Below are 20708 nucleotides of genomic sequence, written 5' to 3'. Positions count from 1 at the left end.
CTGTCACAGTGCTTCTGCTAGTGAAAGCGAGGGGATTGTTTCTTCATGCCTGGTCTGTGGGAAGGTTGGGCTTTAGAAGAGGGGGTTTTATGAAACGACCAATAATGGTTGCTGCCAGTGTGGCGCTGGTAGCTACAAGTGTGTACGCGCAAGAAACAACGACTACAGTACCTACTGCGCCGTCCGATTCTCAGCCTTTACCAATACCGCAACCGGTAACAGCAAATGCTGTACTCCGTGCAGGAACGCCAATTTCGCTAACCATGGCTGAGGAAATCACGACAAAGAAAAAGGCCGCTAAGGTCGGCCAGCGTTTCCAACTCGAAGTTTCCGCACCTATAGAGGTGAATGGTGTGGTGGTTATTCCGGCCGGCACCCCTGCCTGGGGAGAGCTTGTAAGCGTTCGAAATAAAGGCATGTGGGGTAAGTCTGGAAAATTGGAAGCCAAACTTCTCTATGCTCGCGTGAATGGACGGCAAATTCGTCTTACTGGAACTTTTGACGACAAGGGCGTCACGGGAACAGCAGCCGTTGTTGGGGCTATCGCAGTGATACCTATTGCGGGCTTCTTCACAACGGGAACGAGTGCAGTCTTGCCAATGGGCGGCCCTGTAAAGGGGTTTATCGACGAGGACGTTGAGCTTGCTATAGCGCAGAGCACACCTGTTCCAATGCAAATATCTGCTCCTGCACCGCCTATGCCGATTCCAGCTGACGCAGCCTTACCTGTTGAAATGGCCCCTGATTCTGAAGAATAGTCACAAATAGGCCGGGCGCTAGGGCGCATCTCAGCTCAATTGCCCGTTGGTCAAGCCGATCCATCCCAAAGCAATGCAGGGTAACCGCTGGCCAGACATTTGCTTGCACACCAAAGAGAGTGTGGGATGACGATGGGCCAATTTGGTGCACAGAAAAGGCCCAAGGGTCCGTCTGTCTAGCATAGCTGTGCGTGAAATGGATGGAACGTACTCTCCCGGCCATCCGTGCCCGAAGGCCAGCGCAAAGCAGGCTGGAGATAAACTGTACAACTCGTTGGCAAACAGATTGGCAGGAGAGGGCACGGTCATGCGCTAGTTCGAGGGGCAAAGCTGTGCTGTGTTTCCGTTGGTGGTGCTGACGGCAAGCGCACCTTGGTGCATTCTCAAAAATCGGTCGATTTGTCCTGTGATGGTTAAAAACGGAAATGCTGCGAAGTGGCCGAAGTATTGGATCGAACATAGGTGATAGCCGGGGGCCGGAGAGAGTTGGTCCAGACGGCGCAACGTCGGACTGTTCGTTCCGTCGTCGGTGTTTCGTCAAAGATGGAATTGGAAGTAAAATATCGTCGGTTCGTCGAGAATGATGTCAATAAGAGTCAAAAAACGCTGATTTTGCGTAAAATTGGGTGATTTTCCGTATGGTGTGTGGGTTAGGTTGGTGCTACAGGGGTCAAGTCATCGGGGTATTTCGTTAGTAACGTTGAGACTGCTTTAAGCGGGCGTTAACGTTTTGATGCGTATTTCGGTGTACATGGTGCCATGTGCAAATCACTGGCAAGTACCGGGATTAAAACGAAAATGTCTACAGAGAAGTACTTTGAAAAGCTAAACGAGACGCTATTCGGCGGGACCGTTAAAGCTGCTGATTTCAAAACTCTGGGCGGTTTCCACCCTGACACGAATCGTGAATCGATGGCAAAAGAGCTATTAGAATCGATGGCGAGGGTTGGGATTACCAGAGATGGTGAGCTTTTGGACGTCAACAACAGTTAATACCCATATATTTCAAGGGGTTAATTGTGATATACTAACCCGGTCAAACGGTTTGGTATCGATATGTCTCAGATAAAAGCTGACTTTATCTTGCAATTGCAAGACGAAAACAAACCTCTTTGGCCTAACGAAATATCCCACAAAATCCGACATCAATTCGCTTGGATGAGCTTGTACAAAGTGGACCTCGAATTGGATCCCGAGCACATTAGGGGTTATATGGTTCGCATTCCTCCAACTAGGGCTCATTCCGCACAAGATCCGCACATTTTCTGGTGTATTATTGCTGGCAATCAATCGATGGGATGGCAAAATATAACGTGGACTAAGGAAATGCTTCAGGCACTCGACGGTGACCAGGCACTTACCACCAATGAACAACAACTTGGCGACATGCTGGACATGGGAGCAATCGACCAACCAAACGACGATGAAACTCCGGCGAACGTCGTTGCCGACAGAAATGGCTTCACCTTGGCGTTGGCATGCGCGGTTCCCAAAGCGTATCGACTCCATTTACGTCAACATTTGCAGTCTTCAGACTCGCTCGCACCTCAAATGCTAGCCGACCTTGGGCACATTCCAGAACAATATATCAGCTACGTGTTGGATGCCGGCTTTGAAGATAAATTTGAAAAAGCTTTAGATGAGATATGCGAAGGAGGAACCTGAGCTATCTCCATGGATGACAGAATGTCAGCCCCATAAATCCTTGGCAACAAACGCGAGTTTGCGTACACGGATAGGGTAGTCGAAAATAGTCCCACCAGTTTCCGGTATAACACGTTGTAGTTCTCTGCTCTTGCCAGCAACGCATTCCATCACCAATATTGACACCGCCTCCGCCCGGACCAAAAGAGTCAAATGGGCTGGACGAATGCAATCCAGGCGACAATGCTGCTGCAATGGGCGGCGGAAGATCGTCGCTTTGTTCATTTGGAATCTTTTGTTCGGCTTCGGGCATTCTCATCGATAGTGATCGCAGCAGCTCTACTACAGTTTTACCTATATCATCCGAGGGCTTTTCTAATTCTATTTCCATGATGGGGTGGTTGTGGTCACCGCATGATTGTCGGCGAATCATCTTAGCTTGCTTTATTATTGCAGTGGGGGTTTCGACCCACGATTTGCAATTTGACAGCGATAATTTTATGTATTTCGCCCTTCCGGATGGCGCGACCATTGCAACTATGGATTGACTCGCGTCATTCGAAAAAACACCCTCATTCAAGCTTTTCTCGAGCTCTTTGCCAGTAAACTCAGTTCTCATGCGCCCTCTCCTCACATTCGTTTACCTGTTCTAACCAATTTATGCAATTTGGGAACCCAATGCCGAGCGCAATGGTGAGGTTTGAGCAAATAAAACTCAAGACTGATCCATTAGCCACTCAAACCATGCCACCGCTATGCCCGTGACGCCGCATCTCTAAAACTAAGATTCGTGAAATGCAGGGAAAACTCAGAGCGGCTCCCTTCAAATCTTCCTTCTTTTCAAATTGGACTGAGTTATTCCCCTAAAAACTAGTCAAAAATATGTAATAACTGTGGGAACAAATTTTATTCTTTTCATAAATATTGTTCAATATCAGTATATTGCTAGGCAATATTGGCGGACAGGGTGGGATTCGAACCCACGGTGAGCTTGCACCCACGCCGGTTTTCAAGACCGGTGCATTCGACCACTCTGCCACCTGTCCGCATTGATCGAACGCCTCCTAGCGGCCTCTATTTGAAAGAGCAAAGTTTTTATCACTTACGGCAGCAACAGACGATTTCACACATATCGGTCGAATAGTTGCTGGAGTGCGATAATTAGGGATTCCCCTGCGACTCAGTTTGTGCAAGAACGTTGCCGGAAGGGATTTTGTACATGCGTTTATCCTTGGCAATTGCCGGCAGTGCACTTGCTCTATTAAATTTACCCACTTCAACTCACGGCCCCACAGCGCTGGCACAGACCGGCGCGCCTTCGGTGGCAACCCAGAACTCGGGTTTCCGGGGCTATCTCACACAGGTCGGGAACAAGGCCGTGCGCGACGGGGTCAGTCGGCAAACGGTGAATCGGGTGTTATCGGGCCTGACCTATAATCCCAGGGTTATTTCGCTGGACCAGTCTCAACCTGGCGGCCGGCCCAATAGTGCCATTCCGCCTTTTGCTCCTTATCAGCGCCGGCATATAACGTCGCAGCGCATTGCCAATGGCAAAAAAGCCTATCAACGGCTGGTCACCAATCTGGTTGATGTCGAACGGGAAACGGGCGTTCCCGGACATATCATCATGTCGATCTATGGCAAGGAAACCAACTATGGTTCCTATACCGGCAATTTTGACATTCCGCGGTCTCTGGCAACATTGGCTTATGAGGGAAGGCGCCGTGCGCTTTTCGAAGCGGAACTTATTGCTGTTCTCAAAATCATTGACGGCGGCGTTCCGCAATCTGCATTGAAAGGCAGCTGGGCCGGAGCCATGGGTAAACCCCAGTTTCTGCCGTCCGTATATCTCCGGCTGGCGAAAGACGGAAATGGGGACGGCTATGCCGATATCTGGAAGAGCGAAGCCGATGCCGTGGCATCAATCGCCAATTATTTTGTCAATTCAGGCTGGCGCCGCGGTGAACCATGGGGGATCGCGGTTCGCATTCCGGCATCTTTGAACCGTGTAGCCATTCGCAACCGGACAACCGCACCGCGATGTCCGCGGGTACATGAGCGTCACAGTCAGTGGAAAACAATGGCGGAATGGCGCGCGCTTGGAATAAGCCCGGCGTCCGGACGCACCTTGCCCAACAACACTCTCGCGACATTGCTGGAACCGGACGGGCAGGGGAGAACCGCCTATTTGCTGACGGGAAATTACCGGGTGATACTGGATTATAACTGTTCGAATTTTTACGGATTATCAGTGGGGTTACTGGCAGATGCTATCCAAAGTTAGACTTATCGGCGCAAGTGCGCTGATCGCTGCACTCGCGGGCTGCGGTTCGATCGACGGCGTGAATGACAATGTAGAAGGCGGATATGCGCCCGCTCCAAAAGGGTCTGCAGGTAGTTATGCCGGAGCGGTTTCAGACTATCCGTCCAAGTTAGGCGAGCCTTACAAGATTGCCGGCAAAACCTACACGCCCGAAGATGTCGCTAGCTATGACGAGGTCGGTTATGCCAGCTGGTATGGTGACGAACTGGCAGGCAATCCGACTGCCAATGGCGAGCGCTTCAATCCGGACGGAGTTTCAGCTGCTCACAAAACACTGCCTTTGCCCACCTATGTCGAAGTCACCGCACTTGACACCGGGCGCACGATATTGGTCCGGATCAATGATCGCGGACCATTTGCAAACGATCGTCTGATCGACCTGTCGCATGGCGCGGCGAAACAATTGGGCATAGATGCGCAGGGCATTGCCGGTGTGCGGGTTCGCAAGGTCAACCCAAATGAGCAGGAACGCGCGGTTCTGCGCAGCGGCGCGCCAGCGACCGAAAGGATTGCGACCCCGGACTCATTATTGGCAATATTACGCAAAAATCTTCGAAAACTTCCGCAACCAGCAGCACCGGCAAGACGCGTGGCCGCGCCTGCTCCTCGCGCTGCACAGCCAGCAGTGAACACAACCGGTGTCGGGGCCTCCTACGTTCCGCCATCCGGAAGCGCGACACCCGCGGCCGGTGCCAGAAACGGCAGGTTTATCGTCGAAGAATCGGGCCGTCCCACACGGAACCCGGCACGTAGCGGCGCTTCGACCAGGCCTGCTGTAAGCTCGTCCGGCGGTTTCGTCGTTCAAGTTGCCGCTTTCAGCAGCAAAAGTCGCGCAGACGCGCTTGCCCGAAAAATTGGTGCCAAGGTCATGCGCAGCCCAGCAGGTAATATCTGGCGCGTACGCTACGGACCATATGCAAACGAACGTGATGCCGGCGCCGGTCTGGCCCAGGCACGACAACGCGGCTATGGCAACGCGCGGATACTTCGCGCAGGCCGATAGGCGGCAAATTATAATTTTGATCTGAAACCGGAAACATAATGAACAAAATCTACTGGGCCGTTTTGCCCCTTGCCCTGACGCATTCGACGCTGTTGGCCGCTCCGAAATATGAGACTGAAGCTCCCATTGCCTACATGACCGACCTGTCATCCGGCGCCGTATTGTTCGAAAAAGATGCGGACCGACAAATCCCGCCGGCATCGATGGCCAAGATGATGACGGTCTATGTTGCGTTTGATCAGCTGAAAAACGGTAAAATCGCGCTGGATCAGGAAATCACCATCCAGCGCGCAACCTGGCAAAAATGGCAAGGGCAGGGATCAACCATGTTCCTGGCGGCGAATGACAAACCGACCATCAAAGACCTGCTCCACGGGGTTATCACGCTGTCCGGCAACGATGCCAGCGTAGTGCTGGCGGAAGCGATTGGCGGCACTGAAGAAAATTTCGCCGAGATGATGACCAAAACAGCGGCCAAAATCGGCATGAAGAACAGCCGTTTCGGCAATAGCACCGGCTGGCCAGACGAAGGAAAGACCCTGGTTACCGCACGAGATCTCGGGATTTTGGGTGCGCGACTTTCCAACGATTTTCCAGAGCTTTACACCGATTTTTTCGGACTCACCGAGTTTACATGGGGCAAAACAAATAGTGGCGATCCGATCACCCAGCCCAATCGCAACCCGTTGCTTGGAAAAATCGCTGGCGCAGATGGGCTGAAAACCGGTCATACGGAAGAAGCTGGCTATGGATTCACCGGATCTGCCCAGCAAAAAGGCCGGCGGATCGTATCCGTACTGGCCGGACTGAACAGCTATGGCGGACGGGTATCAGAATCCGTCAAATTCATGAACTGGGGGTTTAACGCGTGGGAACCCAAGGCCCTGTTTGAGAAAGGCGCCAAAGTACAATCTGCGGATGTCCAGTTGGGAGATGCCAGTTCTGTGAACCTGATCGCACCGAAAGACCTTTTTGCGACCTTGCCAAAGGGATCTGATGCGTCGCTTACCATGAAAGTCAGATATAACGGTCCGATCAAGGCACCAATTGCCGCTGGACAGGAGATTGCGACTTTGGTCGTCAGCTTCGATGGTGCAAGCCCGCAATCCATGCCTTTGGTCGCTGAAGAAGCGGTAGAAGAAGCCGGTTTTTTTGACAGGGTCTGGGCGGGATTGAAATCCCTGCTCGGACTGGCCTGAGGCATATCATGTCTGATATTCTGCCTGGCCGTTTCATCAGCCTCGAGGGCGGGGAGGGGACTGGCAAGTCCACACAAGCCAAAGCACTCTCGCGTTTGCTGGAAACAAAAGGGCTCAAAGTCCATTTGACGCGCGAACCCGGCGGAACTCCCGGCGCAGAAACCATCCGCGAACTGCTGCTCACCGGGAATGATGAAAAATGGAACATGCGTACCGAAGCACTCCTGTTTGCCGCGGCCCGGTCCGAGCATTGTCAATCACTGATCAAGCCAGCACTGGAACGGGGTGAATGGGTTATCAGCGATCGTTTCATTGACAGCAGCCGAGCTTATCAGAGTGTAAGCGGCGAACTTGATGACGTACAGATCATGTCCCTGCATCAGGTCGGTAGCGGCGGCCTCATGCCGGATCGCACCTTCATACTGGATATTCCGGAGAAAATCGCGGCTCAGCGCGCCAACGCCCGTGATCGCGGGGACAGCGACCGGATTGGCGGACGCGACAGCGAATATCACCAGAAGGTCATGGCCAGTTTCCGCAGCTACGCGACTAACGAACCGGAGCGCGTTCACTTGGTGGACGCATCCTCGTCGGTAGAGGAAATTACATCAAAACTGATGCAAAACCTGTCTGAATGGCTAAGCTGACGCCATGACGTCATCTCACTCATCAATGCTGCTGGGACATAAACAAGCCAGTCAGATATTTACCCAATCCTGCGCCAGAGGAACGTTGCATCATGCTTGGGTTTTGGCGGGCCCCAAGGGTTTGGGGAAAGCCAGTTTCGCCAAACGGGCAGCGCAATATCTTCTTGAATCGGACCCTCTCTCACCACTGACTCGCCCTGATCTGGAAGTCGACCCGTCGAGCCAGGCGGCAAAACTGCTCGCTGCACGCTCCCATCCTGATTTTCGCATGCTCCAACGCGGCGGCAAATCGGACAAAGAAGAGAAAAAAGCGCGGGAAAATGGGGTGGAATCTCTGGACGAGCATGAACTGAAGCGCAATATCAGCATCGCACAAGTGCGCAGCCTGCAATCACTGTTCAATACCCAGTCTTCGATCTCGACCTTTCGTCTGGTTATTATCGATGCGATTGATGATCTCGAACGCGGTGGCGCAAATGCGCTACTGAAAAATCTCGAGGAACCGCCTGAAAACACGATCTTTCTACTGGTCAGCCATGCACCGGAGCGGCTGCTGCCAACCATCAGGTCACGTTGCCAGATTCTGCGATTTGATCCGCTGAACGATGATGAGATGCGACAGATACTGTCAAATTTTGATCCAAAGCTGGGTGAAGCGGATCTGGAAGCACTTGTGCGGGCAGGCGAGGGGTCTCCCGGACGGGCCTTGCAATATGTCAGTGCAGGACTGGCGGAACTCGAACAGGACGCGCAGGAAATCATGCGGACAGGTGATCGCGACAACAAAATCAAAAATGGTCTGGCCCGCAAACTGTCGCTCAAAGCAGCTACGCCGCGCTATCATGCCTTTCTGGACAGGGTGCCCAGTCTGATCGCAAATGAAGTTAAAAACCGGCAAGGACCGAAGAATATCCGTTCTATCGAGATATGGCGCAAGGCCAGTGATCTCGCCGCCATGGCCGTTCCGAAAGCGCTGGACAATCAAGCCGTGGTCTTTCAGCTCGGTAGCCTCATGGGATCGCTTGCCCTACATCAGCAGCAAGCATAAAGAGGTTCCCTAAATCGCCGTTCGCGCCCGGATTCAAGAAAGCCATCCATGTCCAAGCCATATTATATTACGACTGCAATCAGTTACCCCAATGGCCCGCCACATATCGGCCACGCCTATGAAGCGATTGCAACAGACGCAATTGCCCGTTTTCAGCGCATGATGGGCCGCGACGTCCGGTTTCAGACCGGAACCGACGAACATGGTCTGAAAATGGCGCAGGCAGCCGCTGCCCAAGGCGTATCTCCTGGTGAACTGGCCGATGAAATGGCCAATTTTTTCATCGTGATGACCGAAAAATTGAATATTTCGCATGATCGTTTCATTCGCACCACGGAAGCAGATCACCACAAGGCCAGTGCTGCAATCTGGCAGGCAATGGAAGCCAATGATGATCTCTATCTCGACAAATACGAAGGCTGGTACTCGGTACGCGACGAGGCCTATTATGATGAAAGTGAACTGATCACCGCTGAAGGAGAGGGGGGTACCGCTGAAAAACTGTCTCCCCAGGGCACACCGGTCGAATGGACGGTAGAGGAAAGCTGGTTCTTCCGCTTGTCAAAATATCAGGAGCCGCTCCTGCGGTTATTCTCGGAAAACCCGGAATTTCTGAAACCCGACAGCCGCCGCAACGAGATGATCAAATTCGTCGAAGGCGGACTGAAAGATCTGTCCATATCACGCACCAGCTTTGACTGGGGCGTCAAAGTGCCGGGCGCGGACAAGCACGTGATGTATGTCTGGGTCGATGCCCTGACCAACTATCTAACCGGGTTGGGCTATCCTGAAACGACCGAAAATTTTCCTAAATACTGGAGCGAAGGCGGAGATATCGCCCATATTATCGGCAAGGATATTGTCCGGTTTCACAGCATTTACTGGCCGGCCTTTCTGATGAGCGCCAAATTACCATTGCCGAAGCAGGTTTTCGGTCACGGATTCCTGCTGAACCGCGGTCAGAAAATGTCAAAATCGGTTGGTAATGTCGTTGATCCATTGTCTCTGGCCGATATTTTCGGCGTCGATCAGTTGCGCTATTTCCTCTTGTCCGAAGTCGTTTTCGGCAAAGATGGCAGCTACTCCGCGGAAATGATCGTCACGAAAACCAATGCGGATCTTGCCAATAACTTCGGAAATCTCGCACAACGCAGCCTGTCAATGATTGCCAAAAATTGCGACGGAAAAATCCCGGCAGCGGGAGAAAAAACCGATTCTGAAGAACAGCTTATGGCAACTCTTGAAGATTGCTTCGCATCAATCGAAACACTTATGAATTCCGGTGACTTTCCAATTCATGCAGCGATTGACCTGCTCCGCGATCGATTGAGTGCAACCAATCAGTATTTTGCGGATCAGGCGCCCTGGGCGCTGCGCAAAACTGATCCGGCCCGCGCGGATACGGTGCTATATTATACGGCAGACGCCATTCGCAGACTGGCGATCATGCTGCGCTGGGTGATCCCGGAAAGCTGCGACAAAATGCTGGATTTGCTTAATCAACCAGCAGAATTGCGCGATTTCAGTGCTCTCCAGAACATGATCGAATCCGGCCTTGAAATTCCACCCCCAAGCCCGATATTCCCGCGATTGGAAATGCCTGCCGGGGAAGGGGAAGCATAGGTCATGCTCGTCGACAGCCATTGTCACCTGAATTATAAAGGCCTGATCGAGGAGCAGGGAGCGGTTCTGGACCGCGCCCGGGCCAGCGGCGTAACGGCCATGCTCAATATCTCTACCCGCGAAAGCGAATGGCGCGATATTGTCGCAACCGCCGAACGGGAAATCGACGTCTGGTCCAGCATCGGCATTCATCCGCACGAGGCCGATGCGCATCCCGATATTGATCTTGCCAAGCTGGTGAAAGAATCCCGGCATGAACGGGTGATTGCGATCGGTGAAACGGGGCTGGATTATTATTATGATCACAGCGACCGGGAACGCCAAAAACAAAGCTTTCGCACACATATTCACGCCGCCCGGGAAACAGGATTGCCGATTATCGTGCACACCAGGGATGCCGAAGAAGATACGGCCAGCATCATGGCAGAGGAAATGGAGCAGGGTGCGTATAGCGGCGTTATTCACTGCTTCACGGCCAGCGAAGCTTTTGCCCATAAGGCTTTGGAACTGGGGTTGTTTATTTCGATATCCGGAATTGTAACTTTCAAAAATGCCAAAGATCTGCAAGCGACAGCAGTCAGGCTGCCTCTGGATCGTTTGCTGGTGGAAACAGATGCTCCGTTTCTGGCGCCAGTACCGCATCGCGGCAAGACCGGCGAACCGGCGTTTGTTGCAGATACCGCGCGATTTCTGGCGGAACTTCGGGGGCAGGACTATGACGAGCTTTGCGCCGTAACTGCTGACAATTTCTATCGTTTGTTCAGTAAAGCCAAACCGTGAAAGTGACCATTTTAGGCTGCGGCACGTCTTCGGGAGTTCCGCGCATCGGCAATGATTGGGGTGATTGCGATCCGGACGAGCCGAAAAACCGGCGGAGCAGGGTGTCGATTGCCGTGGAAAGCGAGAATAATCGCCTGTTGGTCGACACATCGCCCGACTTGCGGACTCAGCTTCTGAATTGTGAAATTGAGAGTGTGGATCAGGTTATCTGGACTCATGATCATGCGGATCATTGCCACGGTATTGATGATTTACGTCAGATATTTCAAAGATCGAGAGAAGCTATTCCAGGCTATGCCAGATCAGACACTCTTGAAAGTTTGAAGCAGCGCTTTTCCTACGCATTTGACGGCCACAAATATTATCCCTCAATATGCGAACCCCGACTGCTCGACATCGATCAGATGATCGGTGATGTTGCAGTGCAATGCGTGGACATGCCTCATGGCAGCATAACGTCAGCTGGCCTTCGCTTTGAACTAAATGGCAAATCCGTCTGCTATGCGACTGATTTCGGGGAAGTCACGGATGAAATGCGGCAGCTTTTCAGTGGCTGCGATCTGTTTATTGTCGATGCGTTGCGCGAAACACCGCACCCCACACATGCCCATCTGGAAATGACGCTGGATTTCATCCAAAGCGTTGAACCTGGCATCAGCTTGCTCACCCATATGGATAAATCGATGGATTATAAACGGCTTTCGGCTATTCTTCCAACTGGTGTGGCACCAGCCCATGATGGATGTGTAGTAGAGATATAGTGTGACAGAAGATCAGAACATAAACCTGATATTTGCAATCGGTGCCTTGGTATTGGTAGGCAGCGCGCTGTTTTCGAGACGCATTGGCCTTGGCGAAAAGGTACGATCTGCACTGGCATGGGTTGCCATATTTGCGGTGTTCATTGTTGCGTTTACGTACAAGGATGAACTGCTGGGCGTCTGGTATCGTGTCGCCGGCGAACTAACCGGAACCAGCCAGCAAACCATCGTTGGCAGCACATTACGGATCAAACAATCCGCTGACGGTCATTTCTGGGTCAATGCATCGGTCAACGGCAATCCGGTGCTGTTTCTGATCGACAGTGGCGCGACAACGACCGCGATGAACCTGAAAACCGCGCGGGCAACCGGTGTGGAAGTTGATGAAGATGGATTTCCGTCCTATGTGTCCACTGCAAATGGCGAGGTTGAGGTGCGCCGTGGTCGCATTCAGTCACTGGATCTGGACCTAATGGCCACAACTGATTTCCCGGTCATCGTCGCCGAGGAATTCGGTGATACCAACGTGCTGGGAATGAACTTTCTGTCAGCAATGCAAAGCTGGAGAGTAGAGGGACAGGAAATGGTGCTGGAGCCCCCTACAGAACAGTAAGATATTTTATTTAACATAATATATATTATCAACCTTATTATGTTGTGGTTCCGATGCTCCCCTAATTGATTGTTTCCGCGATCAGACGGATATGTAATATCCAGCTTCCTTGATTGATGTGATCGCAAACCGGGAACAAAACTGTGGCAGATATTGAAGCAGCATCTACTGACGTTAACCTTTGGGTTCAGCAATTTTCAGATTCTCTCGCATCCGGCAACATCGTAAATGTCTGCGAGATGTTCGCCGAACATGGTGCGTGGCGTGATGTGCTGGCGTTGACCTGGACAATCAAAACTTTCGAAAACCGTGGCGGTATTGCGGCCATGCTGGAATCGACATTGCGTTCGACGTTGCCCCATGACTTTGCAGTCGAAGCCGAACCAGGCGCTTGCGAAGGATGGTTGCTGTTCAAAACGCAACAAGGATCTTGCAAAGGCTATGTCCGGCTCGATGGATCTGGAAAAGCGTTAACAGTTTTCACGGCGCTTCAGGACCTTGAGGAGCACCAGACAAAAACCGGCAAACAGCGTCCAACGGGACTTTACGATGATTTGGATGAAGGCACCTGGCTCGATCGCAAACAGGCTGAACAAAACAGTCTGGGAACCGACAGCCAACCCTATGTGCTGATTGTCGGTGGCGGACAAGGTGGCTTGGCGCTTGGTGCGCGTCTGAAGGTGCAGGGTGTTCCGACACTGATCGTGGATCGACATGCCAAGTCAGGTGACGAGTGGCGTTCCCGGTACAACTCCCTCACCTTGCATGATCCGGTATGGTATGATCACATGCCCTATGTCCCCTTCCCCGATAACTGGCCGATCTACACGCCCAAAGACAAGTTAGGCGACTTTCTCGAAGCTTACGCGATGATCATGGAATTGAATATCTGGAACAGCACCGAATTTGTTTCAGCGGCACATGATGAAAATTCCGGGGAATGGGACGTAATCGTCGAACGCGATGGAAAGGCGATCCATTTGCACCCGGCACACGTCGTTATGGCTGTTGGCAACGCCGGATTTCCCCGCAAACCCAATTTCACGGGAAAGGATATATTTCAGGGAGATCAAGTCCATTCCAGTGAATATACCAGCGGTGAAGGCCGGCAAGGCCAGCAGGTCGTTGTTATAGGTGCCAATAACAGTGCACATGATATTTGTGCAGATCTGGTCGAAAACGGTGCAAAACCAGTGATGATACAGCGTTCTTCAACATTGGTTCTGAAGGGTGAAACCAATAGCAAAATGGCACGAGCACTATATTCGGAAGAAGCCGTTGAACAGGGCCTGACGACCGAGAGAGCTGATTTTCTCAACGCCTCCCTGCCCCTGCGAATGGCGGAACACGCCCAGAAAGAAGCCTGGGCGCAAATCGCGATATCCGATGCGGAATTCTATCAAAAACTTGCAGATGCAGGATTTCAGCTGGATTTCGGTGAAGATGGCACTGGTTTATTCATGAAATATCTGCGGACTGCATCAGGCTATTACATCGATGTAGGGGCTTCAGAAATGGTCGCAGATGGCAGAATCGGATTGCGTTCTCAGGTTGAAATCGAACAGCTAACCGAAAATGGTGTTCTGTTAAGCGACGGGGAAGAATTACCCGCCGATATGATCGTCTTTGCCACCGGTTTTGGATCGATGGAAGAATGGGTAAAACGGCTGATATCCCTGTCTGTTGCGGAGAAAATTGGCCCCTGTTGGGGATATGGTTCCGGCGCTGCGGGCGATCCTGGACCCTGGGAAGGCGAATTGCGGAATATGTGGAAACCAACTGCTCAGGACGGTCTCTGGTTTCATGGCGGCAATCTGCAGCAATCACGGTTTTATTCTCACTATCTGGCTTTGCAGCTCAAGGCACGATACGAAAATGTCGAATTCGCCGTTTACGATTCCAATTGACTGATTTTCCTTTGGAGAAAAAAATGATCAGCCCCCTGCTCGATATAATGCGTCAACTCCGGGACCCATCAGACGGATGTGATTGGGACAAAGTGCAAACATTCTCGACAATTGCGCCCTATACCGTGGAAGAAGCCTATGAAGTGGCGGATGCCATTGAACGTGACGACATGGCGGCACTGAAAGATGAGTTGGGCGATTTGTTGTTGCAAGTCGTTTTTCACAGCCAGATTGCCACGGATGAAGGCCATTTTGGGTTTCAGGATGTTGTAGAATCGATTTGCGACAAGATGCAGCGGCGGCACCCACATATTTTTGGAACGGCAAACAATTCACCGGGATGGGAGCAGATAAAGGCTGGTGAACGTGCTCAGGCCGGAGAAACCAGCGCACTGGACGGCGTCGCGCTGGCGCTGCCCGCATTACTCCGCGCCCAAAAGATCCAGAAACGTGCGGCCCGCGTCGGTTTTGACTGGCCCGATATCGCACCTGTGAAAGCCAAGCTTCTCGAAGAACTGGAAGAAGTGGAGCAAGCGAATGGAGCGGACGAAATCGAAGAAGAAATCGGTGACTTGCTATTCTCGGCTGTGAACCTGGCCCGGCATTATGGCGTGGATGCCGAACAGGCGCTCAGCCGTGCGACGCGGAAATTCTCGAAGCGTTTCAATCAGGTCGAGTCAGCTGTTGAGAAAGACATGAAAGATATGTCGATTGATGTGCTTGAAGAAGAATGGCAGCGCGCCAAAGCAAAGCTCGCCAATGATTGAATCACATTTGCAGTTGCCGGAAACGTCCCCAGTTTCGTTTCGACATTTTGACAGCCAGAACCAGATCATCTTGATCCTGCTCCGTTTCCAGAACGCGACCATTCTCGTGCAACCATGCCAGTCGCTTCCCATCAGACACAGATAAAGTCACCGTGTCTGTATCGTGATTTAAAGAAAGGTTCGTCGATATCATCTGAAGCAGCTCATCAATCCCCTCACCTGTAACTGCCGAAATCGGTACAACATTGTCAGGAATGACTTCGGGAATATGTACATGCTCGCCCCCCTCCTTGTCGATGAGGTCGATCTTGTTCCATGCCTCAATGATTGGAGCACCTTCCCCGCCTTCAAGGTCAACGCCCAGTTCCCGCAATATCTGCTCGACATCGCGCGCCTGGGAATCACTCGTCACATGAGAAATATCCCGAACATGTACAATGATGTCGGCGGCCGTCACTTCTTCCAGAGTAGCCCGAAACGCTGCGACCAGCTGTGTCGGAAGATCAGACACAAAGCCTACCGTGTCTGAAATAATCGCCTTGTCATAACCCGAAAGTGGGAATTCCCGCATCGTTGGATCGAGCGTTGCAAACAGTAAATCCTCCGCGAATACCTCTGCCCCGGTCAATCGATTGAACAATGTGGATTTGCCCGCGTTGGTATAACCCACAAGCGCGACAACCGGCCAAGGAGCTTTTTGTCGGCGCGATCGATGCAGGCTGCGTGTTTTCCTGAGATGAGAAAGATCTTTTCGCAGTTTCGCCATCCGGTCACGAATCATGCGGCGATCGGATTCGATCTGGGTTTCACCCGGTCCACCGAGAAACCCGAAGCCACCGCGTTGCCGCTCAAGGTGAGTCCAGCTGCGCACAAGGCGGCCGGCTTGATAGTCCAAATGCGCCAGCTCAACCTGAAGTCGGCCCTCTGCAGTCGCTGCCCGAGCGCCAAAAATTTCAAGAATCAAGCCCGTCCGGTCGATGACTTTGACCTTGAGCTCTTCCTCCAGATTGCGCTGTTGAATCGCACTGAGCGTCCCGTCCACAATCAAAATGGTCGCGTCATTCTGAGCCAATATGGTCTTGATCTGTCCCACCTGACCGGAACCGAACAGGGTCCCTGGCTTGGGCGCTCGAACCGAAAAATAGCGCTTGGAAACCGCAACCAGTCCGATCGCCAAGGCTAATCCTTCTGCCTCTTCCAATCGGTACTCCAGTGTATTCTGGTCGAGCGAACCCAGATCGGGATGAACGATTACCGCTCGATCCGTCGTGCTGTCCAAACCGTCTTTTTCAAATGGAATCAATGCTACGCGTCTTCGCTATTGTTATAGTCTGCGAGATTGATCGGACCACCGGGCTGCACGGTTGAAATGGCGTGCTTGTACACCAGCTGCGACATGCCATCCCGCTCCAGCAAGATGCAGAACAGATCATAGGCCGCAACTTCACCTTGCAACATCACGCCGTTGACAAGAAACATCGTCACCGAGTCGTTGCTGTCACGTACCGCGGTCAGAAAGACTTCCTGCAACGCACCGTTACGGGCCTTGGTGTTTTCCATCAGATCAGAAAACGGCTGCATGTCGATGCTGTCAGATGGCATGACCGTGGATATCGCATGCTTGTATACGAGCTGTGACTGGCCATCTCGCCGCAGCAAGACGGAAAAATTGTCAAACCACGTCACGATGCCTTGCAGCTTCACGCCTTTCACCAGAAACATGGTGACCGGCGTTTTGGATTTTCTCAGGGAGTTCAGGAAAAGATCCTGAAGGTTATTTGATTTATCGGTCATTTTTGACATCCGCTTTTTGGCAGCATTTATAGCTACAGGTTATATTTTTCTTTTGACGACGGAATCTGTTCCGGGGGATCGTCCAGAAGAATATATGGGTTTCCTGTTGACGCTACAACCTCAATTAACCGGATGCGGGATCGGCTCCAGCCTTTTTCCGTGTCACCAAACCCAGCATTTTCAGTTTCCGGTGCAATGCAGAACGCTCCATTCCGATGAAATTCGCGGTTTTTGAGATGTTTCCGGAGAAACGGCGAATTTGCACTTTGAGATATTCCCGCTCAAAACTTTCGCGGGCCTCGCGCAAGGGTGAGCCCATTAATGATGCCACGCCCTGATCCAGATCATCATCATGACCCAGAACTTCAGCCGGCAGCATTTCGATCTCAATTCGCTTGAAATTCTCCTTGGGAGCCAGAATGATCGTCCGCTCGATGACATTTCGCAACTGACGGACATTGCCAGGCCAGTCGCATGCCTGCAGTGCAGCCATGGCTTCTGCCGAAATCTCCGGCGGGTTCAACCGTTGATCGGAAGCAAATCTCGCGGAATAATGCTCGACCAGTGAAGGAATATCTTCCCGACGTTGATTGAGCGGTGGAAGTTCCACGGGCACGACATTTAGCCGATAGAACAGATCCTCGCGAAAACGCTTCTCCTGGATCTCTTCGTCGAGATTGCGCGATGTCGCGGAAACGACTCGAACATCCACCTTTACGCGTTGCTTGCCTCCGAGACGTGTGAAACTCTGTTCGGTCAGCACTCGCAATATTTTACCCTGTGTATCCAGCGGCATGTCAGCAACTTCATCGATGAACAGTGTACCGCCATGGGCCTCTTCCAGCAGGCCGGTTTTGTCAACTTTGCCGGACTTTTCCGTTCCGAACAGCTCTTCCTCGACACTTTCCGGTGACAGACGCGCTGCACTGATGGTGACAAACGGGGCATTGGTCCGGGTACTCCAGTTGTGCATTAAACGTGCCGCAACTTCTTTGCCCACGCCTGCAGGACCCGATATCAGCAATCGGCTGCCTGTCCCAGCCACACGCTTGAGCGTGGCTCTGACCGCATTCACAGCTGCAGAATTTCCGGTCAGTTCATCTGCAAAGCCAACCCTGGCCTTGAGGTCTTCATTTTCCCGGCGCAAACTTTCCGTCTCCGTCGCGCGTGCAACCAGATGCATGAGGTGTTCGGCTTCAAACGGTTTTTCAATAAAATCGACAGCACCTTCTGAAATCGCGGCAACAGCCGTATCGATATTGCCGTGCCCGGAAATCACAATCACCGGAAGTTTCGCATCGATCTTCTTGATTTCAGTCAGAAGTTCGAGACCGTCAAGCCGCGATCCCCGCAACCACACGTCCAAAAGGACAAGTGATGGCTTGCGTTCGTTAACCGCTGCCATCGCGGCATCGCTGTCTGCAGCGGTCCGAGTTTCGTAACCGTCATCTTCCAGCACTCCGGAAATCAATTCCCGAATGTCCGGTTCGTCATCTACAATTAAAATATCCAACGCCATTTTGCTGAACCTCTACTTTCGCTGATCTTCAATATTTTGGGCCAGATCTACTCCAGCACCAACTTCCTGACCGACAATGTCCCCATCCACTGTCGTATTTTGCCCCAGCCTCTGTAATTTCGCGGGATTGAATCTGATCGTCACGCGTGTTCCTCCATCCGGCGCATCATCGAATGCAATCTCTCCGAAATGTTCTTCAATGATCTTTTTGACGATCGCGAGGCCCAGACCGGTGCCCTTTTCGCGCGTCGTCATATATGGTTCGACAATCCGTTCGCGATCAGCCGGTAAACCGATGCCGTTGTCATCCAGTTGCACCACAATCGCTTCTTCACCATCGTCACCGTCAAGAATACGCAAGCAAATCTGACCGGCGGATCCAGCCTCGTCGCCATCGATATCCTTTTTCTGCTCGATCGCTTCAACCGCGTTTTTGATCACATTGGTGAGCGCCTGTCCAAGTTGTCGGCGATCGCAAACCAGTTCGATTTCGTTGGCTTCGGTTAAAAATTCAAATTCAATATCGGGGTTGGAAACATCCTGCAGGAACATCGCCTGCTTCAGAATATCAACCAGGTTTTCTTCCCTGAAAACAGGCTTTGGCATGCGGGCAAAAGAAGAAAATTCATCTACAATATTCCGCAGATCGCCGACCTGACGGACGATAGTCCCGGTCAGTTGAGAGAATATCGGCCCGCCATCTTCAATATTCTTGCCAAATCGCCGCTGCAGACGCTCGGCAGCAAGCTGGATTGGTGTCAGTGGATTTTTGATTTCATGCGCAATTCGGCGCGCAACGTCTGACCAGGCAGCACGACGCTGGTCGAGAAGTCGCTGCGTAATATCTTCAAACGTAATCACGTGGCCTGCGGTTCCCGCGACGATTTTCACTTCAAGCGTTTTGACTTCCCCGCCAGATGAGAACTGGATAATCGTATTTTCAACACCGTCAGCAATCAATTCTGCAAATTGCGGAGCAACGTCCGCAATATCCCGATCATGCAGATCGCCGCCCTTCTGCGCCAGCAAGGCTTGCGCACGGGAATTTGTAAGCCGGATCTGGCCGGCTTCATTCAAACTCATAATTCCGGCGGTCACCGATTCCAGTACGGTTTCAATAAATGCCCGACGGCTCCCCAATTGGTCATTGGCCGCGAGCAGAGCTGTCGTTTGCGTTTCGAGCCGCTCGGTCATCCGATTAAAAGCGCGGCCCAATGTTCCAATTTCATCTTTTTCAACCGGCGATGGAACCCGGGAAGCCAGGTCGCCCTCAGTGACCCGTTTGGCCGCATGGACGAGTTCGCTCACCGGGCGCACCATCCGGTCAGCCAGTGCCAGAGCGATCCACAATGCCAGTCCGACGATGAACAGCGAAACAACAAACAGCGCGATGTTGAATTGAAGCTGCAGACTGCGGGATCGTACGAAAAGATCGTCATAATCCTTCAGAACCGCTTGCGCTCTTTCCCACTGGCTCAATGCATCCATATCGGTATCTCGGGCCGCGTACAGAAAGATTCGCGATTCCAGATCCAGTGCGGTGACCGCCTCAATCTTGTTGTCGCGTGCGGTGACGACATATGTTTCGCCCTCGATCAGCTTTTGGATCACATCGGCGGATATCTTGTTGCTGGTCTCCCGATTGTCGGGGTCAACAGCAGCCGCGGTCCGGATGACTCCGTCTGCGCCATATTCCACGATCGCAGACTCGTTCAGCTTTCTCGACAAGACCTGGAAAACATAGCCCTCTGCAAATTCAGGGCTCTCAAGGCGGGCCTGACGCAGATAATCGCGCAGGTCATTCGCCATGGTGATGGTTTCTTCACCGACATCCCGCTGGTTTTCTTCATAATAGCCCTGAGCCAGGCCATTGGCATTTTCGAGCATTCCCCGCGCACGGTCGGAAAACCAGAATTCGACGCCATATTGGAACAGAAAAGACGCGAAAATGACCACCAGTAACATCGGGATGCTGGCGACCAGCGAGAATAGGGCAACGAGCCTGACATGCAGTCGTCCGTTGCTTCCAATGGCTGACTTGGCTGCCCTCCCCTTGGCCATCCGTCGTCCAAAAAGAACCAGCAAGACAATGGCAGGAACGAGATTGGCAACCAGCAGGGAAGCCGCAATGGGAGGCGCGATGAGCTCCGCCCGGTCAGACTGGGCACTGAGCATGAAATACGTGCTGATCAGCATCGCACCGAATACGATGATGACAAACCACTCGACGCGCTTCATCACCGCATCTTTTTCGGCAAGGATCGACAACCGCCTGACCCACGCCGGAGCTCGTTTTTCTGAAAGGGGCTGCTGCGCATTCAT

The 20708-nt window shown here is 52.3% G+C and carries 18 protein-coding genes and 1 tRNA gene; 13 read left to right on the top strand and 6 right to left on the bottom strand.

The genetic code is table 11. The annotated features are described in order from the left end of the window. The first annotated feature begins 89 nt into the window (after nucleotides 1-89). Together ABJI30_RS12885 and ABJI30_RS12880 are read left to right on the top strand one after the other, a co-directional pair. Entirely contained in the window at nucleotides 90-758 is a 669-nt protein-coding gene (locus ABJI30_RS12885; RefSeq protein ID WP_348017097.1) for a hypothetical protein, read from the top strand. A gap of 1056 nt (nucleotides 759-1814) precedes the next feature. Then, complete coding sequence (locus ABJI30_RS12880) at nucleotides 1815-2423, top strand: hypothetical protein (RefSeq protein WP_348017095.1); 609 nt, start codon at nucleotides 1815-1817, stop codon at nucleotides 2421-2423. A gap of 1 nt (nucleotide 2424) precedes the next feature. Here the strand turns inward: ABJI30_RS12880 and ABJI30_RS12875 are convergent, their stop codons facing one another. Then, nucleotides 2425-3021 (bottom strand): hypothetical protein, encoded by a 597-nt coding sequence (locus ABJI30_RS12875; RefSeq protein ID WP_348017094.1) that lies wholly within the window; start codon nucleotides 3019-3021, stop codon nucleotides 2425-2427. 337 nt (nucleotides 3022-3358) lie between these two features. Further along, nucleotides 3359-3448: transfer RNA gene (locus ABJI30_RS12870), tRNA-Ser, on the bottom strand. Between the two features lie 173 nt (nucleotides 3449-3621). Here ABJI30_RS12870 and ABJI30_RS12865 point away from each other — a divergent pair. The 11 genes from ABJI30_RS12865 (at nucleotide 3622) to mazG (ending at nucleotide 15073) form a co-directional block, all read left to right on the top strand. After that, entirely contained in the window at nucleotides 3622-4686 is a 1065-nt protein-coding gene (locus ABJI30_RS12865; RefSeq protein WP_348017093.1) for a lytic murein transglycosylase, read from the top strand. Beyond that, complete coding sequence (locus tag ABJI30_RS12860) at nucleotides 4670-5728, top strand: septal ring lytic transglycosylase RlpA family protein (RefSeq protein WP_348017092.1); 1059 nt, start codon at nucleotides 4670-4672, stop codon at nucleotides 5726-5728. The genes ABJI30_RS12865 and ABJI30_RS12860 overlap by 17 nt, the downstream gene beginning before the upstream one ends. Nucleotides 5729-5766: 38 nt before the next feature. After that, a complete protein-coding gene (locus tag ABJI30_RS12855) occupies nucleotides 5767-6927 on the top strand; it encodes a D-alanyl-D-alanine carboxypeptidase family protein (protein WP_348017091.1) in 1161 nt (386 codons plus the stop codon). Nucleotides 6928-6935: 8 nt separating this feature from the next. Next, nucleotides 6936-7574 carry a dTMP kinase gene (gene tmk / locus ABJI30_RS12850; RefSeq protein ID WP_348017090.1) on the top strand — a complete coding sequence of 213 codons (639 nt, stop codon included), beginning with the start codon at nucleotides 6936-6938 and terminating at the stop codon, nucleotides 7572-7574. A gap of 4 nt (nucleotides 7575-7578) precedes the next feature. Continuing rightward, on the top strand, nucleotides 7579-8622 hold the full coding sequence (locus ABJI30_RS12845; protein ID WP_348017089.1) for an AAA family ATPase: 1044 nt from the start codon (nucleotides 7579-7581) through the stop codon (nucleotides 8620-8622). A 48-nt stretch (nucleotides 8623-8670) separates the two neighbouring features. Beyond that, nucleotides 8671-10245: a methionine--tRNA ligase gene (gene metG / locus ABJI30_RS12840; protein ID WP_348017088.1), complete on the top strand. Its 1575-nt coding sequence runs from the start codon at nucleotides 8671-8673 to the stop codon at nucleotides 10243-10245. 3 nt (nucleotides 10246-10248) lie between these two features. Beyond that, nucleotides 10249-11025, top strand: coding sequence for a TatD family hydrolase (locus tag ABJI30_RS12835; RefSeq protein ID WP_348017087.1), 777 nt, complete (start codon nucleotides 10249-10251; stop codon nucleotides 11023-11025). Next, nucleotides 11022-11786, top strand: a complete 765-nt coding sequence (locus ABJI30_RS12830; protein WP_348017086.1) for an MBL fold metallo-hydrolase — start codon at nucleotides 11022-11024, stop codon at nucleotides 11784-11786. Before ABJI30_RS12835 ends, ABJI30_RS12830 begins: the two co-directional genes overlap by 4 nt. A gap of 1 nt (nucleotide 11787) precedes the next feature. Further along, the gene (locus tag ABJI30_RS12825; protein WP_348017085.1) at nucleotides 11788-12399 is read left to right on the top strand and encodes a TIGR02281 family clan AA aspartic protease; all 612 of its coding nucleotides are present in this window, start codon (nucleotides 11788-11790) and stop codon (nucleotides 12397-12399) included. Between the two features lie 143 nt (nucleotides 12400-12542). Further along, entirely contained in the window at nucleotides 12543-14306 is a 1764-nt protein-coding gene (locus tag ABJI30_RS12820) for an NAD(P)/FAD-dependent oxidoreductase (protein WP_348017084.1), read from the top strand. Nucleotides 14307-14329: 23 nt separating this feature from the next. After that, nucleotides 14330-15073 carry a nucleoside triphosphate pyrophosphohydrolase gene (gene mazG / locus ABJI30_RS12815; protein WP_348017083.1) on the top strand — a complete coding sequence of 248 codons (744 nt, stop codon included), beginning with the start codon at nucleotides 14330-14332 and terminating at the stop codon, nucleotides 15071-15073. 1 nt (nucleotide 15074) lies between these two features. Here the strand turns inward: mazG and hflX are convergent, their stop codons facing one another. From hflX to ABJI30_RS12795, 4 genes are all read right to left on the bottom strand, one after another. Continuing rightward, nucleotides 15075-16376 carry a GTPase HflX gene (gene hflX, locus ABJI30_RS12810; protein WP_348025444.1) on the bottom strand — a complete coding sequence of 434 codons (1302 nt, stop codon included), beginning with the start codon at nucleotides 16374-16376 and terminating at the stop codon, nucleotides 15075-15077. A 2-nt stretch (nucleotides 16377-16378) separates the two neighbouring features. Then, on the bottom strand, nucleotides 16379-16876 hold the full coding sequence (hfq, locus tag ABJI30_RS12805) for an RNA chaperone Hfq (RefSeq protein WP_348017081.1): 498 nt from the start codon (nucleotides 16874-16876) through the stop codon (nucleotides 16379-16381). Between the two features lie 115 nt (nucleotides 16877-16991). After that, nucleotides 16992-18386, bottom strand: coding sequence for a sigma-54 dependent transcriptional regulator (locus tag ABJI30_RS12800; RefSeq protein ID WP_348017080.1), 1395 nt, complete (start codon nucleotides 18384-18386; stop codon nucleotides 16992-16994). 12 nt (nucleotides 18387-18398) lie between these two features. After that, nucleotides 18399-20624, bottom strand: a complete 2226-nt coding sequence (locus ABJI30_RS12795) for an ATP-binding protein (protein ID WP_348017821.1) — start codon at nucleotides 20622-20624, stop codon at nucleotides 18399-18401. Between the last annotated feature and the right edge of the window lie 84 nt (nucleotides 20625-20708).

Origin of the sequence: Parasphingorhabdus sp. (assembly GCF_039968395.1) — a bacterium.
GTDB lineage: Bacteria > Pseudomonadota > Alphaproteobacteria > Sphingomonadales > Sphingomonadaceae > Parasphingorhabdus.
The sequence above is the reverse complement of the archived record's forward strand: the minus strand, read 5'-3'. Positions and strand labels throughout refer to the sequence as shown.

What these genes read in the sequence shown, in the direction of transcription:
- ABJI30_RS12795 (WP_348017821.1), bottom strand. Translation starts at nt 20,624, where the DNA reads ATGAAGCGCGTCGAGTGGTTTGTCATCATCGTATTCGGTGCGATGCTG.
- ABJI30_RS12885 (WP_348017097.1), top strand. Translation starts at nt 90, where the DNA reads ATGAAACGACCAATAATGGTTGCTGCCAGTGTGGCGCTGGTAGCTACA.
- ABJI30_RS12880 (WP_348017095.1), top strand. Translation starts at nt 1,815, where the DNA reads ATGTCTCAGATAAAAGCTGACTTTATCTTGCAATTGCAAGACGAAAAC.
- ABJI30_RS12865 (WP_348017093.1), top strand. Translation starts at nt 3,622, where the DNA reads ATGCGTTTATCCTTGGCAATTGCCGGCAGTGCACTTGCTCTATTAAAT.
- ABJI30_RS12800 (WP_348017080.1), bottom strand. Translation starts at nt 18,386, where the DNA reads ATGGCGTTGGATATTTTAATTGTAGATGACGAACCGGACATTCGGGAA.
- metG (WP_348017088.1), top strand. Translation starts at nt 8,671, where the DNA reads ATGTCCAAGCCATATTATATTACGACTGCAATCAGTTACCCCAATGGC.
- ABJI30_RS12875 (WP_348017094.1), bottom strand. Translation starts at nt 3,021, where the DNA reads ATGAGAACTGAGTTTACTGGCAAAGAGCTCGAGAAAAGCTTGAATGAG.
- ABJI30_RS12835 (WP_348017087.1), top strand. Translation starts at nt 10,249, where the DNA reads ATGCTCGTCGACAGCCATTGTCACCTGAATTATAAAGGCCTGATCGAG.
- ABJI30_RS12845 (WP_348017089.1), top strand. Translation starts at nt 7,579, where the DNA reads ATGACGTCATCTCACTCATCAATGCTGCTGGGACATAAACAAGCCAGT.
- mazG (WP_348017083.1), top strand. Translation starts at nt 14,330, where the DNA reads ATGATCAGCCCCCTGCTCGATATAATGCGTCAACTCCGGGACCCATCA.
- tmk (WP_348017090.1), top strand. Translation starts at nt 6,936, where the DNA reads ATGTCTGATATTCTGCCTGGCCGTTTCATCAGCCTCGAGGGCGGGGAG.
- hfq (WP_348017081.1), bottom strand. Translation starts at nt 16,876, where the DNA reads ATGTCAAAAATGACCGATAAATCAAATAACCTTCAGGATCTTTTCCTG.
- ABJI30_RS12860 (WP_348017092.1), top strand. Translation starts at nt 4,670, where the DNA reads ATGCTATCCAAAGTTAGACTTATCGGCGCAAGTGCGCTGATCGCTGCA.
- ABJI30_RS12855 (WP_348017091.1), top strand. Translation starts at nt 5,767, where the DNA reads ATGAACAAAATCTACTGGGCCGTTTTGCCCCTTGCCCTGACGCATTCG.